General features: G+C 60.2%; 15 protein-coding genes. 4 read left to right on the top strand and 11 right to left on the bottom strand.

Going from position 1 to position 14772, the window contains the following annotated elements:
- The first annotated feature begins 17 nt into the window (after window positions 1–17).
- Complete coding sequence (locus tag QLG03_RS00250; protein ID WP_023290066.1) at window positions 18–830, top strand: DNA-binding transcriptional regulator; 813 nt, start codon at window positions 18–20, stop codon at window positions 828–830.
- 87 nt (window positions 831–917) lie between these two features.
- Here the strand turns inward: QLG03_RS00250 and QLG03_RS00255 are convergent, their stop codons facing one another.
- The 3 genes from QLG03_RS00255 to QLG03_RS00265 all read right to left on the bottom strand — a co-directional run bounded on the left by QLG03_RS00255 (window position 918) and on the right by QLG03_RS00265 (window position 5017).
- Window positions 918–1754 carry a shikimate dehydrogenase gene (locus QLG03_RS00255; RefSeq protein ID WP_032453232.1) on the bottom strand — a complete coding sequence of 279 codons (837 nt, stop codon included), beginning with the start codon at window positions 1752–1754 and terminating at the stop codon, window positions 918–920.
- A gap of 15 nt (window positions 1755–1769) precedes the next feature.
- Window positions 1770–3092, bottom strand: coding sequence for an MFS transporter (locus QLG03_RS00260; RefSeq protein WP_023290068.1), 1323 nt, complete (start codon window positions 3090–3092; stop codon window positions 1770–1772).
- Window positions 3093–3163: 71 nt separating this feature from the next.
- Complete coding sequence (locus QLG03_RS00265) at window positions 3164–5017, bottom strand: sugar phosphate isomerase/epimerase and 4-hydroxyphenylpyruvate domain-containing protein (protein WP_087824088.1); 1854 nt, start codon at window positions 5015–5017, stop codon at window positions 3164–3166.
- A gap of 126 nt (window positions 5018–5143) precedes the next feature.
- On the opposite strand from QLG03_RS00265, the gene QLG03_RS00270 reads away from it, so the two are divergent.
- Window positions 5144–5782 carry a TetR/AcrR family transcriptional regulator gene (locus tag QLG03_RS00270; protein ID WP_023290070.1) on the top strand — a complete coding sequence of 213 codons (639 nt, stop codon included), beginning with the start codon at window positions 5144–5146 and terminating at the stop codon, window positions 5780–5782.
- Window positions 5783–5799: 17 nt separating this feature from the next.
- On the opposite strand, the gene fumD is transcribed toward QLG03_RS00270, so the two are convergent.
- A complete protein-coding gene (fumD, locus tag QLG03_RS00275) occupies window positions 5800–6012 on the bottom strand; it encodes a fumarate hydratase FumD (RefSeq protein WP_004203074.1) in 213 nt (70 codons plus the stop codon).
- Window positions 6013–6248: 236 nt separating this feature from the next.
- Window positions 6249–6380, bottom strand: a complete 132-nt coding sequence (locus QLG03_RS00280) for a hypothetical protein (RefSeq protein WP_032428887.1) — start codon at window positions 6378–6380, stop codon at window positions 6249–6251.
- Between the two features lie 137 nt (window positions 6381–6517).
- Here QLG03_RS00280 and pykF point away from each other — a divergent pair, with 137 nt between their 5' ends.
- Window positions 6518–7930, top strand: coding sequence for a pyruvate kinase PykF (gene pykF, locus QLG03_RS00285; RefSeq protein ID WP_023290071.1), 1413 nt, complete (start codon window positions 6518–6520; stop codon window positions 7928–7930).
- A gap of 313 nt (window positions 7931–8243) precedes the next feature.
- On the top strand, window positions 8244–8480 hold the full coding sequence (locus QLG03_RS00290; protein ID WP_002908860.1) for a major outer membrane lipoprotein: 237 nt from the start codon (window positions 8244–8246) through the stop codon (window positions 8478–8480).
- 61 nt (window positions 8481–8541) lie between these two features.
- Here the strand turns inward: QLG03_RS00290 and QLG03_RS00295 are convergent, their stop codons facing one another.
- From QLG03_RS00295 to sufB, 6 genes are all read right to left on the bottom strand, one after another.
- Entirely contained in the window at window positions 8542–9528 is a 987-nt protein-coding gene (locus QLG03_RS00295; protein WP_023290072.1) for a L,D-transpeptidase family protein, read from the bottom strand.
- 99 nt (window positions 9529–9627) lie between these two features.
- Window positions 9628–10044, bottom strand: a complete 417-nt coding sequence (gene sufE / locus QLG03_RS00300) for a cysteine desulfuration protein SufE (protein WP_023290073.1) — start codon at window positions 10042–10044, stop codon at window positions 9628–9630.
- An 11-nt stretch (window positions 10045–10055) separates the two neighbouring features.
- Window positions 10056–11276, bottom strand: coding sequence for a cysteine desulfurase SufS (gene sufS / locus QLG03_RS00305; RefSeq protein WP_048335955.1), 1221 nt, complete (start codon window positions 11274–11276; stop codon window positions 10056–10058).
- The gene (gene sufD / locus QLG03_RS00310; RefSeq protein ID WP_101861722.1) at window positions 11273–12547 is read right to left on the bottom strand and encodes a Fe-S cluster assembly protein SufD; all 1275 of its coding nucleotides are present in this window, start codon (window positions 12545–12547) and stop codon (window positions 11273–11275) included. Before sufD ends, sufS begins: the two co-directional genes overlap by 4 nt.
- The gene (gene sufC, locus QLG03_RS00315) at window positions 12522–13268 is read right to left on the bottom strand and encodes a Fe-S cluster assembly ATPase SufC (protein WP_032453238.1); all 747 of its coding nucleotides are present in this window, start codon (window positions 13266–13268) and stop codon (window positions 12522–12524) included. The genes sufD and sufC overlap by 26 nt, the downstream gene beginning before the upstream one ends.
- A 16-nt stretch (window positions 13269–13284) precedes the next feature.
- The gene (gene sufB, locus QLG03_RS00320) at window positions 13285–14772 is read right to left on the bottom strand and encodes a Fe-S cluster assembly protein SufB (RefSeq protein WP_255987831.1); all 1488 of its coding nucleotides are present in this window, start codon (window positions 14770–14772) and stop codon (window positions 13285–13287) included.

Genomic DNA, 14772 nt, shown 5'->3' on the forward strand with positions numbered 1-14772 from the left:
ATTTTAAGGAAGGATTTATGCGTGATGATGGGGCCACTGAGTACAAAACGGTGCGCGGATTAAGCCGGGGTTTATTGTTATTAAAATTGTTAAATAAATTCGACGGCGGCGCGACGCCCGGCCTGCTGGCGGAGTTTAGCGGCCTGCATCGCACCACCGTGCGCCGGCTGCTGGAGACGCTGCAGGAGGAAGGTTTTGTCCGCCGCAGCCGCTCCGATGACAGCTTTCGTCTGACCATTAACGTCCGCCAGCTGAGCGACGGATTTCGTGACGAACATTGGATTTCTGCCCTCGCCACGCCGCTGCTCGGGGAGCTGCTGCGCGAGGTCCAGTGGCCGACGGATATCACCACCCTCGACGTCGACGCCATGGTGGTGCGCGAAACCACCCACCGCTTCAGTCGGCTGTCGTTTCACCGGGCGATGGTCGGACGGCGACTGCCGCTGCTGCTCACCGCCTCCGGTCTGACGTGGCTGGCCTTTGCCCCCGACGCGGAGCGCGACGCCATTCTCAGCATGCTGGCCGCCCGTCCGGAAGCGGAATATCAGCTGGCTCGCGAACCGGAACGGCTGGCGGCGATCCTCGCCCGCACCCGCCAGAACGGCTATGGCGAAAATTTCCGCGGCTGGCGGCAGGAGGAGAAAATCGCCTCTATCGCTGTGCCGGTCTGCAGCCAGCAGCGGGTCATCGGCTGCCTCAACCTGGTCTATATCGCCAGCGCCATGACCATTGAGCAGGCGGCGCAGAAGCATCTCTCCGCGCTGCAGAGGGTGGCGGGCCAGATAGAAGCCCGCATGGAGGATGAAGAAGTGTGGTACGAAATGCCCTGAACGTCCGCTGGCATGTGAGAAACCGCCTGCAGATAACGTGATGATAAACCCGGCCACACTGCGCGGTGCGGCCGGAGGGGCGTCGCGTCAGTAGCGAATTTCCGCCAGCGCCCGCAGCTGTTCGGGGGTGGCTACCGGCAGGTCGAAAAAGCGCAGATAGGCAGGGATCATTTCAAACAGCATGTCGGTCCCGCGCTGGATGTGGCACTGTCGCGCCTGGGCGGCTCTCAGCAACGGAGTATACTCCTGGGTCATCACCACCTCCCCCACCCAGGTGCCTGGCGCCAGACGGTCAACGTCCAGCGGCAGCGGATCGCTGACCTTCATCCCCAGCGGCGTGGCGTTGACCACCAGCTCGTGTCCGGCAGGATCGTGCTGCATCAGAGTGATATCGAGCTGGGGATAGTGCTGATGCAGCCGTCCAGCGAGAGCGTGCGCCACCTCGGGACGGGTATCGTACAGGGTCAGGGCGCTGACCCCTGCAGCCGCAAGGGAGGCGGCGATAGCCGACCCCACCCCGCCGCTGCCGACCACCAGCGCCCGCGTCCCCTCAGGCTGAAATCCCTTACGGCGCAGGCCCAGCACAAAGCCGTCGCCATCGAACATGTCCCCGGAGAGGCTGCCGTCCGCCTCGCGACGGATGGCGTTGCAGGCGCCGGCGATAGCCGCCGTCGGGCTCAGGCGTTGCACCAGATCGCAGGTGGCGATTTTATGCGGCATCGTCACCAGCGCGCCGATGATATTGGTCATCGTAAACAGCGGCGGAATAAACGCGGCATAGTCCTCCGGCCTGACGCCCATTGGCACCACCTTCACGTCCACCTGCTGGTCGACAAACCACGGGTTGTAGATCATCGGCGCCTTAAAACTGGCGGTCGGATAGCCAAGATGCGCTATCAGCCGCGTATTCCCACTAATCACCATGCCTTGCTCCTTTGCTTACTGCGATAACTCGATACGTTTGACGTCACCGAGGATAAACAGATAGGCCGCCACGCCCAGCAGCGCGGCGCCGCCGATGTAGATCAACGCGTAGAAGAAATTGCCGAACCCGGCGACGATAAAGCCGATCACCAGCGGGGTGAGGATCCCCGCGAGGTTGGCGCAAAAGTTGAACAGGCCGCCGGTGAGCCCGCCCAGCCCCTTCGGGGCGATGTCGGAGATCAGCGTCCAGCCGAGGCCCACCATCCCCTGGCCAAAAAAGGCAAACGACATCACCAGGATCACCGCCAGGTCGCTCTGCAGCCAGTTGGCGGAGATGATGCAGCTGGCCATCAGCAGGCCGGCGACGATCGGCAGCTTACGCCCCAGATTGGCCGACCCGGTGGCTTTAAGCAGCTTGTCGGAGATCCAGCCGCCAAACATCACCCCGCCGGCGGCGGCGACAAACGGCAGGATGGAAAAGAAACCGACCTTCAGCCACGGCATATGGCGTTCGGTGGCCAGCCAGGTGGGAAACCAGGTGAGAAAGAACACCAGCACCGTATTGCCGGCAAACTGGCCGATACTGGCGCCGATGATCTGACGTTTGCTCAGCAGCTGGCGGACCAGCGGCCAGCTGAACGCCACCTGCTGGTCGGCTGGGGCGCTCAGGCCGCCGCCGTTTTCGATATGCTCGCGCTCCTGCTGGCTGAGACGAGGGTCTTCATGCGGTTCGCGGTAGCAGCGCCACCACACCAGGGCGAACAGAATGCCGACCACGCCGACGCTGACGAACAGCACCCGCCAGCCGAAGCCGTCCATGATCCAGAACAGCAGCGGGGCAAAGCAGGCCAGCCCGAGGTATTCTCCCACGGTGTACACCGCCGTGGCCTTCGCGCGCTCCTGCTGCGGGAACCAGGCGCTGACCACCCGGCTGTTCACCGGAAAGCACGGCGCTTCGCTGACGCCAAGCCCGAAACGGCACAGCAGCAGCGTCTTCAGCCCCACCGCCATGCCGTGGAACAGGGTAAACAGCGACCACAGGGTCAGCGACAGAAAATAGGTCACTTTGTTGCCAAAACGGTCGAGAAACAGCCCGCCGGGGATCTGCGCCAGAGCGTAGGTCCAGGCGAAAGCGGAGAAGAGGATCCCCATGAGCGCAGGGTCGATCCCCAGCTCACCGGTCAGCTTTGGGGCGGCGATCCCCAGCACGGTGCGATCGAGGTAGTTGATCATGGTGCCGATGGCCAGCAGCGCAAGAATGCCGATGCGCCGCCGGGAGCGGCGCGCGGTGACGGCTGGCTGGGCGGCGGCCGTCGGGTTAGGGCTATATGAGCTCATAGTCGGTTCCTGTCTCGGGTACAGAGGGTGTTGTTATTGTGTTTCAGGCATAATGAACCATTTGATTCAGGCTAACAATACTGCATCGCCGCCAGACGGACGGCCGCATTCGCCGCGCCATAGAGCGCGTAGCCTGCCCGTCGTTCGGTTAATTCAAAGAAGAAGCGCCCGGCGATGAAGGGCCGGGTATACAGATGCAGGAACGCTCCGCCCTGCGGATCGCGGTCGTAGAGGAGCTGCCGCCGCTGGAGCTGCCCGACGTCCAGCTCGCCGCCAAAGCGCGCCAGCAGATCGTCATAGTAATTGGCCGGGATCGGCAGCGCATGATCGGCAACCGCGGCGAGCTGGTCGCAGGTGGCCGGCAGATCGCGGCAGGCAAAGGCGGCATGCTGCAGCCCCGCCCCCTGATAGCAGGCGACCGAGCGGGCGATCTGCGTCGCCCGGCTCTGGGAGATATTCAGCGCCAGGCGGATCTCCCCCTGCGGGCTGCGCACCGCCAGACTACGCACCAGTCCATAGGGATCCGGCAGCGTCTGCTCATGTTCGAGCGTAAAACCAAACACCGTGCGGAAGAACATCACCCAGTTGTCGCGGCTGTCGGCTTCCATCCCCAGCGCCAGATGGTCGATGCCGAGGTAATCTTCGCGCACCGTCACGCCATCGCGCAGGAGAAAGTCGCGCTCGTAGATCGCCTCCCCGGCATCGATGAGATAGACCAGGCTGCCGTCAGGGGCGCAGATCGCCGGGATCGGCGTTTCGTTCGGCCCGGCGTCGCCCTGCCAGGTGGCATACCCCAGCGCGCGGGCGCGAGCGACAATCGGCGCACTGCTGTCGACCCGCAGCGCCATCGCGCAGAGCGATACCCCGTGGCGTTGATAAAAGTGATCGGCCCAGCTGTGCGACTGATGGTTTATCACGATCCGCGCCCCGCCGTTGCGCCACAGCGTGACCTGTTTGGAGCGGTGGCTTCCCTCGTGCTGAAAACCCAGCGCCTGCAGGTGCTGCCCCAGGCGCTGCGCCTCGGCGACGCTGGCGGCGAATTCGATAAACTCCAGCCCGTGACAGACCGGCGGTGGCGGCGGTGAAAACAGATCGGCATCGCACGCCGGGAGCCGGCGACGAGTCTGCTCCTCCAGCCACAGCAGCGAACGATAGCCATCTTTGGCCGTCGCGCCGTTCGGCGAGGCGCGAAAACCGTCATTAAAGATCTCCAGCGACCAGGGGCCGCGATAGCCGCAGCGGGTGATCTGCTCGGCAAACGCCTCCAGCGGCAGCTCCCCCTGCCCGGGGAAGCAGCGGAAATGGCGACTCCACTCCAGGAGATCCATTTTCATATACGGCGCATCGGCGAGCTGAACGAAGGTGATTTTCTCCACCGGCACCGATGGCAGCGCGTCGAGGGTGTCGCCCCGGGCCAGGATATGGAAGCTGTCGAGCACCAGGCCCAGCGCCGGGCTGTCCACCCGCTGCACCCGCTCCCAGGCCTGCTGCCAGCGGTTCACATGGGTTCCCCAGGCCAGCGCCTCATAGCCGATAGCGATCCCCTCCTCTTCCGCCAGCGTGGCCAGCGCCCGCAGGTCCGCCACCTGCAGTTCGCTATCCGCCGAGCAGTCCGGCTGCACATTGCTGCACAGCAGCAGCGTGTCGCAGCCCAGCTCGCGCATCAGCGCAAATTTGCGTCTGGCGCGGGCCATATTGGCCGCAAACTGCGCCCGGCTGGCGCCTTCAAAATCGCGAAAGGGTTGAAAAAGCGTGATTTTTAACCCTAAATCGGCGGCCAGCTGGCGGATTTCCGCCGGCGTCCCCGTATAATAGAGCAGATCGTTCTCGAAAATTTCCACACCCTGATACCCCGCCGCCGCAATAGCGTGCAGCTTCTCTGGCAGGGTGCCGGAAATCGAAACGGTGGCGATAGAGCGCAGCATAAGGTCCTCGGGTCAACAGCTGACGTGAGCCTTGAATATGTATCATTTGGTTCATTTGCGCCATACCAGGTTGCTAAATTGTGATCATTATGTGTATTTTTTGTCACCCAAGAAAAAGGAGTTGCCATGACCGCCGTTGCTCATGATGAAGCACAATCTCTGAAGGAGCGGATCTTCAGCGCCGCTATCGCCGTCTTTGCCGAACACGGGCTGTCAGGCGCCCGCATGGAGCAGATCGCCACCGAGGCGCAGACCACCAAGCGCATGGTGGTCTACTACTTCAAAAGCAAAGAGCAGCTCTATCAGGAGGTGCTGCAGCATGTGTATGCGCGGATCCGCGAAACCGAGCAGCAGCTGGGGCTGGAGAATGTACCGCCGGTAGAGGCGCTGGTGCGGCTGGTGCGCTGGAGCGTGCGCTATCACGCCACCCACGCGGACTATATGCGGGTGATTTGCATGGAGAACATGCAGCGCGGCAAGTGGCTGAAGACCTCGGGAGAGCTGAAGCCGCTGAATCGTACCGCCCTGTCGATTCTCGAGGACATTTTGCAGCGCGGCCAGCAGCAGGGGGTCTTTCAGGCGGGGCTGGAAGCGCGCGATGTGCACCGGTTAATCAGCAGCTTTAGCTTTTATCAGGTGTCGAATTTCTACACCTTCAGCAGTCTGTACCTTGACGATCCGCTGCCCGCCATTGACGATGAAGCGATGGTGGCCCACCACTGCGACATTGCCGTCCGGGCGGTGGTCCGCTTCGTGATTTCCTGACCCGCCGGCGAAAGGCGTCAGTGTCCGGAGAGGGCGTGAATGACCTTCGCCATTGCCTCCTCGGTGAGCGGTGAACGCTGGATTTTGCTGTTCGCCAGCGAGGTGCGCAGCACGCCGGCGATGACAATGTGTTTCGGCTCCTGGCCAAGGTCACGCATCTCCAGCACCACTTTGCCCACCACGCGGCACATTTCCTGGTACAGCTCGTCGTCTTTCGCTTTATTTCCCATTGAGTCTGGCTCGCATTTTCTCATTATCAATCAAATCATTATTGATAGATTTTTCCGGCAACGCAAATCATCCTCCCGTTACCGGGTCAATGGCGCATTTTACCGCCTCATAACGGGAGAAAATTCCCTTTCCGCCGCCCCTTTTCATCACGCCTGATGAAAAAATGTGTTGCATAGTTTTATGCATAACGTGCCGGTTTTGTTACGCGTTTTGTCCATAATTTGAAACGAGGTTTTTATTTTCCTTTTTGATTTCGCCAGCGTATAATGCGCTTCGATTCTTTCTTGAATGGTTTCAGCGCATTGGACTGCATGATAAAACGCATAACACCTTGCCACATTTCATGGGCTGAACCGCCAGCACACATTCTTCTGCACGCTTCGGGGTTGTCACCTATCCTTAGGGCGTGGCTTAGCAACTTTCGTAATACAGGTTTGGCTCCCCGGCAGTGCGCCCGCGGAGCGAGAATTCCATATCCTTCACAACTTAAAGACTAAAACTGTCATGAAAAAGACCAAAATTGTTTGCACCATCGGTCCGAAAACCGAATCTGAAGAGATGCTGACCAAAATGCTGGAAGCCGGCATGAACGTGATGCGTCTGAACTTCTCCCACGGTGACTATGCGGAACACGGTCAGCGCATCCAGAACCTGCGCAATGTGATGAGCAAAACCGGTAAGAAAGCCGCTATTCTGCTGGACACCAAAGGACCGGAAATTCGTACCATCAAGCTGGAAGGCGGCAACGACGTCTCCCTGAAAGCGGGCCAGACTTTCACCTTCACCACCGATAAATCGGTCATCGGCAACAGCGAAATCGTTGCGGTAACCTATGAAGGCTTCACCTCTGACCTGAGCGTCGGCAACACCGTTCTGGTGGACGATGGCCTGATCGGCATGGAAGTGACCGCTATCGAAGGCAACAAAGTTATCTGTAAAGTGCTGAACAACGGCGACCTTGGCGAGAACAAAGGCGTGAACCTGCCGGGCGTCTCTATCGCCCTGCCGGCGCTGGCGGAAAAAGACAAACAGGACCTGATCTTCGGTTGCGAACAGGGCGTGGACTTCGTCGCGGCCTCCTTCATCCGTAAGCGTTCCGACGTCGTCGAGATCCGTGAGCACCTGAAAGCCCACGGCGGCGAAAACATCCAGATCATCTCCAAAATCGAAAACCAGGAAGGCCTGAACAACTTCGACGAAATCCTCGAAGCCTCTGACGGCATCATGGTTGCTCGTGGCGACATGGGCGTTGAGATCCCGGTTGAAGAAGTTATCTTCGCGCAGAAAATGATCATCGAAAAATGTATCCGCGCGCGCAAAGTGGTTATCACCGCGACCCAGATGCTGGACTCCATGATCAAAAACCCACGTCCGACCCGTGCTGAAGCCGGCGACGTGGCCAACGCCATCCTCGACGGCACCGATGCGGTAATGCTGTCCGGCGAATCGGCGAAAGGTAAATACCCGCTGGAAGCGGTCACCATCATGGCGACCATCTGCGAACGTACCGACCGCGTCATGACCAGCCGTCTGGATTTCAACAACGACAACCGTAAACTGCGCATCACCGAAGCGGTGTGCCGCGGCGCGGTAGAAACCGCTGAGAAACTGGAAGCGCCGCTGATCGTGGTCGCCACCCAGGGCGGTAAATCCGCACGCGCTGTGCGCAAATACTTCCCGGATGCCACCATCCTGGCGCTGACCACCAACGAAACCACTGCTCGCCAGCTGGTGCTGAGCAAGGGCGTTGTGCCGCAGCTGGTGGAAGAGATTGCCTCTACGGATGATTTCTATCACCTGGGTAAAGATCTGGCGCTGAAGAGCGGCCTCGCGCGCAAAGGCGACGTGGTGGTGATGGTCTCTGGCGCATTAGTCCCGAGCGGCACCACTAATACCGCTTCCGTGCACGTGCTGTAATAATTTACAGGTTAATTGGTTTTTTTTTAATAAAGCGCCTCTCGGGGCGCTTTTTTTTATTCATCGACTAGCTCTTCCTATTAAAAATGCAAATCGGAATTTACTATTTAATAAGAGATTATCTAAGATGAATCCGATGGAAGCGTGCTGTTTTCACTCGCCTTTTTCAGCGATTTTGACCAATTCGATGCTTCTTTGAGCGAACGATCAAAAATAAGTGCGTTCAGGTAAAAAAAATATTCTCATCCCAAAAAAGTTTGTGTAATACTTGTAACGCTACATGGAGATTAACTCAATCTAGAGGGTATTAATAATGAATCGTACTAAACTGGTACTGGGCGCGGTAATCCTGGGTTCTACTCTGCTGGCTGGTTGCTCCAGCAATGCTAAAATCGATCAGCTGTCTTCTGACGTTCAGACTCTGAACGCTAAAGTTGACCAGCTGAGCAACGACGTGAACGCAATGCGTTCCGACGTTCAGGCTGCTAAAGACGACGCAGCTCGCGCTAACCAGCGTCTGGACAACCAGGCTCACTCTTACCGTAAGTAAGAGTTCTGGTAATAAAAATGGCGCACTCTGTGCGCCATTTTTTTTGCCCTCGCGCTGAGGGCTACTGGGTGAGCAGGCCGTTGTCAGACGAACTGTTCTGCGCCGACAGCGACGTCGCCGCGCTACCCGCCCCCGTCGATACCACCACCGGATAGCCCGCCCTTCTCGACATCGCTTTTTTCAGCTGCAGGTCATCCACCGCTTTATCCTCTGCGAAGGCGTGAAACGCCGCTGGCAGCGTGTAAGCGATGGTCCGGGTGTTTTCCCCTTCCGTCTGCGACAGCGGCCTGTGGACCTCTACATAACGTTTACCATCCGGCTCGACGGCAAACTTCACCGGCTGATTGATGATCCGCACCGGCGTCCCGGTTTTCACCTGACTGAACAGCGCCTTGATGTCATCGGCGTTCATCCGCATACAGCCCGAGCTGACGCGCAGCCCAACGCTGTCCGGCGCGTTAGTCCCGTGGATGAGATATTCGCCGTTACCGTAGGCAAGACGCAGCGCATAGCGGCCCAGCGGGTTATTCGGCCCGGCCGGCACCACCGCCGGGAGCGTCACCCCTTTCTCCAGCGAGCGCGCGCGGATGCCGGCGGTGGGTGTCCAGGTCGGGTTAGGGATCTTCTGCCCGACGCGGGTAGTCATCTCCGGCGTTTCCAGCCCTAACTGGCCGATGCCCAGGGGATAAACCTGGACCTGATTCTCTCCCGGCGGGAAGTAGTACAGCCGCAGCTCCGCGAGGTTGACGACAATCCCCTCCCGCGGCACGTCGGGCAGCAGCATCTGAGAAGGGATCAGCACCTGGGTCCCGGGCTTCGGCTGCACCGGCGCGATGGTATCGTTGGCTTCAAGGATCAGCATCGCCGCGGTATCGAAATGGCGGGCAATCGCCTGCAGGTTGCGATCGCTCTCCTGAACCGTCCAGTACTGGTTCTGGCCAATCAGCCGGCTGTTGGCCGGAGGCAGCGGGTAATCGACGGCCCAGGCGGCCGGGGTGGCGCCAAGGGCGCCGAGAAGGGCTAAAGCGATCATCGTTTTGCGTTTCATACTGAGATTCCTTCTTTCGCTGATAAAACGCCAGGAGACTGAACGGCGGCAGGGGCAGCGCCCTGCCGGACGTAACAGAATGAAATCTACCTGTTTATTCTAGCTAATATTTGCGGCTTTCGCGCGTATCGCGCGGATCATGGCTTCGAGGCCCTGCGAGCGGGAGGGGGTAAGATGCTGGGTGAGGGCCATTTTTTCAAACCATGGGCGGACGTCAAACTCGGTGATGTCCTGGGCGGTCATCCGGTCATAAAGGATAAACACCACCGCAATCAGCCCTTTGACAATCGCCGCATCGCTGTCGCCGCGCAGGGTGACAACGCCGGAAGGATCCTGCGCCATCACGATCCACACCTGGCTTTGACAGCCCTGAATAATGTTCTGCGGGCTGTGCTCCTCGGCGCTCAGCGGCGGCAGCCGCTGGCCCAGCTCAATGATATAGAGATACTTCTCTTCCCAGTTGGCGCAACGGCTAAAATTGCGCAACAGTTTGTCTTTGTCCGGTAATGCCGCCATCGTCACGTCCTTTACCCTAATAGTTTGCGGATCCGCTGGAGGCCGGCCACCAGGCGGTCCACCTCTTCCGTGGTATTGTACATCGCCAGCGACGCCCGACACATGGCCGGTACCTGATAGCGGGCCATCAGCGGCATGGCGCAGTGATGCCCGGTCCGCACGGCGATCCCGTAGTTATCGAGGAAGCTGCCGACGTCATAGGCGTGATGCTGGCCGAGGTTAAAGGCAATCACCCCTTTACGCTGCGCCGGACCGTAGAGGATCAGATCCGGCACCGCGCGCAGGGCCTCCAGCGCGTAGCGCATCAGCGTCTGCTCGTATTCGGCGATCTGGGTCAGTCCCAGCTGGCTGACGTAGCTCAGCGCCGCGCCGAGGCCAATGATCCCCCCGGTATTCGGCGTGCCGGCCTCAAAGCGCCACGGCGCCAGGTTCCAGGTGGTGCCCTCCGTCAGGCTGACGGTGGCGATCATCGACCCGCCCCCTTCCCATGGCGCCATCGTCTGCAGCAGCTCGGCCCGGGCGTAGAGCACGCCGATCCCGGTCGGGCCGTACAGTTTATGGCCGGAGAAGACATAAAAATCGCAGCCCAGCGCCTGAACGTCCACCGGGTGGTGCATCACCGCCTGGGCGCCGTCCACCAGCACTTTCGCGCCATGCTGATGCGCAAGGGCAATCAGCGCCGACAGCGGGTTTTCCGTCCCCAGCACGTTGGAGACTTCGGTTATCGCCAGCAGGCGGGTACGCTGGTCAAACAGCCCGGGAACCACGTCCAGCTGCAGGGTGCCGTCCGGGTTGAGGGGGATCACCCGCAGCTCAGCCCCTACCCTGGCGCAGAGCATCTGCCACGGTACGATGTTGGCGTGGTGCTCCATCTCGCTGATGATGATGTTATCCCCGGCGCCGACGTTGGCATTTCCCCAGCTGTTGGCCACCAGGTTAATGCCCTCGGTGGTGCCGCGCACGAATACCAGCTCCTCCGCCGAGCCGGCGTTAAGGAAGATGGCCGCCTGCTGGCGCACCGCCTCCATCCGCGCGGTGGCTTCCGCGCTGAGGGTATGGATCCCACGATGCACCGCCGCGTAGCCGTGGCGATAGAATTCCGCTTCGGCGCCAATCACCGCCTCCGGTTTCTGGGCGCTGGCGGCGCTGTCAAGATAGACCAGCGGCTGGCCGTTGACCTCCCGGCTCAGTACCGGAAAATCGGCGCGAACCCGTTCTACTGAAAATGTCATGCTGTGCCTCCCGGCAAACGCTCTCCAATCCGCGCCAGCACCTGCTCTCTGAGCGCGTCGCTGCGGATAGCTTCGGTAAGCTCGGCGGCGAAGGCGTAGAGGATCATCTGCTGCGCCGCCTGCTGTTCAATCCCGCGCGAGCGCAGATAGAACAGCTGTTCTTCGTCAATGCGCCCTACCGTCGCCCCGTGGCTGCATTTCACGTCATCGGCGTAAATCTCCAGCTGCGGTTTGGTGTCGACCTCCGCCAGCCGCCCGAGCAGCAGATTGTTGTTGGTCATCTGGCCGTCGGTTTTCAGCGCATGCGGCGCGACGTTGATCAGCCCGTTAAACACCGCCCGGCCCTTATCGCTGACAATGGTTTTATGCAGCTGGCGGCTGGTGCAGTACCCCACCTGGTGGTCCAGCCAGGTGCGGCTGTCGCAGACCTCATTTTTCACCGGCATCGCCAGCGAGTTAAGACGCAGGTCGCTGTTTTCGCCGCCCAGACGCGTGCTGGTGTGATGACGCAGCACCTGACCGCCGAGCAGGAAACTGCTGCTGAAAGCCGAGGCGTCGCGGCCCAGCAGCAGGTCGTTATGGGCGAAGTGGTAGCTGTGCGCGTTCTCGAACGCCAGCTTGATGTGCTGCAGGCGCGCGTTGTCCGCCACCGTCATGGTCAGCCGCCCGCCGGTGAAGTGCGGTTGCTCATCAAGGCTAAGATAGTGCTCGATAATCGTCGCCTCCGCCCCGCTCTCCAGCGCCAGGTGGTGACGATAGTGAGCGGTATTCAGCGCATCGCCGGCCAGGCCGCGGGTGATATGCATCAGCAGCAGCGGCTTATCCAGGCGGCGGTTGCGCGGCACGCGCAGGCGGGTCACCGTCTGCGCCAGGCTTTCGGTCAGATGGAGAAACACCTCCGGCTGGAGGGCATCCGGCAGATGCTGGCGCTGGTTATCGACGCTGACCTCCACGCCGCTGGCGGCGAGATCGTCGCTCAGCTCAGGATGATAGCGACCGTCGATAAACACCAGTCGCCAGGCGTCCAGCGGCAGCGCCAGCGCGTCACGCTGTTCGGCGCTGATCGACGCTCCCTCATCGGCGACGAAGCGGCCGTTAATCAGCGCGTCCAGCGGGGTGTATTTCCAGTCCTCCTGCTTGCGCGTCGGCAGACCCAGGCGCAACAGCTGCTGCAGATGCTGGCTGGCCTCCGGCGTACGCTGGTCGCCCTGCGCTTCAAACAGATGGTGCCACTGCTGCAGCGCATTACTGCTGTTCGGTAAGCCAGCCATAGCCCTGCTCCTCCAGCTGTTTGACGAGAGTGAAATCCCCCGACTTCACAATCCGCCCCTGATACAGCACATGGACATAGTCCGGCTTGATATAGTCAAGGATGCGCTGATAGTGAGTGACGATGATGAAGGCGCGTTTGCCATCGCGCAGCGCGTTCACGCCCTGGGAGACGATTTTCAGGGCATCGATGTCGAGCCCGGAATCCGATTCATCGAGAATGCACAACTCCGGCTCAAGCACCGCCATCTGCAGAATGTCGTTGCGCTTTTTCTCGCCGCCGGAGAAACCCACGTTCACCGAACGGGTCAGCAGATCTTCCGGCATCTGCAGCAACCTGATTTTCTCTTCCATTAAATCCTGAAAGTCGAAGCGATCCAGCGGCTCCTGGCCGCGATAGCTGCGCACGGCATTCAGCGCGGTCTGCAGGAAGAACTGGTTGCTGACGCCGGGGATCTCCACCGGATACTGGAAGGCCATAAAGATGCCTTCCCCGGCGCGATCTTCCGGGGCGAGCTCCAGCAGGTTTTTGCCCTTAAATTCGACGCTGCCGCCGGTGACCTCGTAATCTTCGCGCCCGGCCAGGGTGGCCGAAAGCGTACTTTTCCCCGAGCCGTTCGGCCCCATAATGGCGTGGACCTCCCCCGGACGCACCTCAAGGTTCAGCCCGCGCAGGATCGCTTTATCTTCGACGGCGACGTGTAAATCTTGAATACTTAACATCTTTTTTCCTTAATTATCAGCCGACGCTATGCTCAAGGCTAATGGCCAGCAATTTTTGCGCTTCGACGGCGAACTCCAGCGGCAGTTCGGAGAAGACGTCTTTACAGAAGCCGTTGACGATCATCGAGATGGCATCATCTTCGCTGAGCCCGCGCTGCAGGCAGTAGAACAGCTGGTCCTCACCGATCCGCGAGGTGGTCGCTTCGTGCTCCAGCTGGGCGCTGTTGTTGCGACATTCCACATACGGGAAGGTATGCGCCCCGCAGTCCGGGCCGATCAGCATCGAATCGCACTGGGTGAAGTTGCGGGCGTTGGTCGCGGTCGGCATGATTTTGACCAGCCCGCGATAGCTGTTCTGGCTGTGTCCGGCGGAGATCCCTTTCGAGATGATGGTCGAGCGGGTGTTCTTGCCGATATGGATCATTTTGGTGCCGGTGTCCGCCTGCTGATGGCCGCTGGTCAGCGCCACCGAAAAGAATTCGCCGATTGAGTTATCGCCGCGCAGGATGCAGCTGGGGTATTTCCAGGTGATGGCCGAGCCGGTTTCCGACTGGGTCCATGACATTTTGCTGTTCTCCCCTTCGCACAGGGCGCGTTTGGTGACAAAGTTGAGGATCCCGCCGGTGTTGTTATCCCCCGGGAACCAGTTCTGCACCGTGGAGTATTTCACTTCCGCGTCTTTATGGATGATGACTTCCACCACCGCGGCGTGCAGCTGATAGCTGTCGCGCACCGGCGCCGAGCAGCCCTCAATGTAGCTGACGTAGCTGCCTTCATCGGCCACCAGAATGGTGCGTTCGAACTGGCCGGTCTTTTCGGCGTTGATGCGGAAATAGGTCGACAGCTCCATCGGACAGCGGACGCCCTTCGGCACATAGATAAAGGTGCCATCCGAAGCCACCGCGGCGTTCAGCGCGGCAAAGAAGTTGTCATTGCCCGGCACCACGGTCCCCAGATACTTTTTCACCAGTTCCGGATGGTCGTGGATCGCCTCGCCGAAAGAGCAGAAGATGATCCCCTGCTCCGCCAGCTTTTCACGGTAGGTGGTCGCCACCGACACCGAGTCGAATATCGCGTCCACCGCCACCTCGCGCCCTTCGCGCACCGGCACGCCCAGCTGGTTAAAGGCTTCTTCCACCTCGCTGGTCAGGAAGGTGTTGGCCCCGGTCTGCTGCACCGCGCCGGGCTCGGAGGCGCAGGTCTCATCGCAGTTGCCGCAGGAGGGGGCGGAATAGTAGCTGTAATCCTGATAATTCAGCTTATCGTAATGCGCCTTCAGCCAGTGCGGCTCTTCCATCTCCAGCCACGCCCGGTAGGCATTGAGCCGGAACTCCAGCATCCACTGCGGCTCATTGCGGCGGGCGGAGATGGCGCGAACCACCTCTTCATTAATGCCTTTGGCCAGCTCATCGGTCTGCAGGCGAGTGAAAAAGCCCTCTTTATAATTGAGCGGGCCGCCGGTCCAGGTTTTGACATCGTCTGTTGCTTCAGTATTACGCGACAT

This window comes from Klebsiella sp. V115_8 (assembly GCF_029967715.1).
GTDB classification, from domain to species: domain Bacteria; phylum Pseudomonadota; class Gammaproteobacteria; order Enterobacterales; family Enterobacteriaceae; genus Klebsiella; species Klebsiella quasipneumoniae.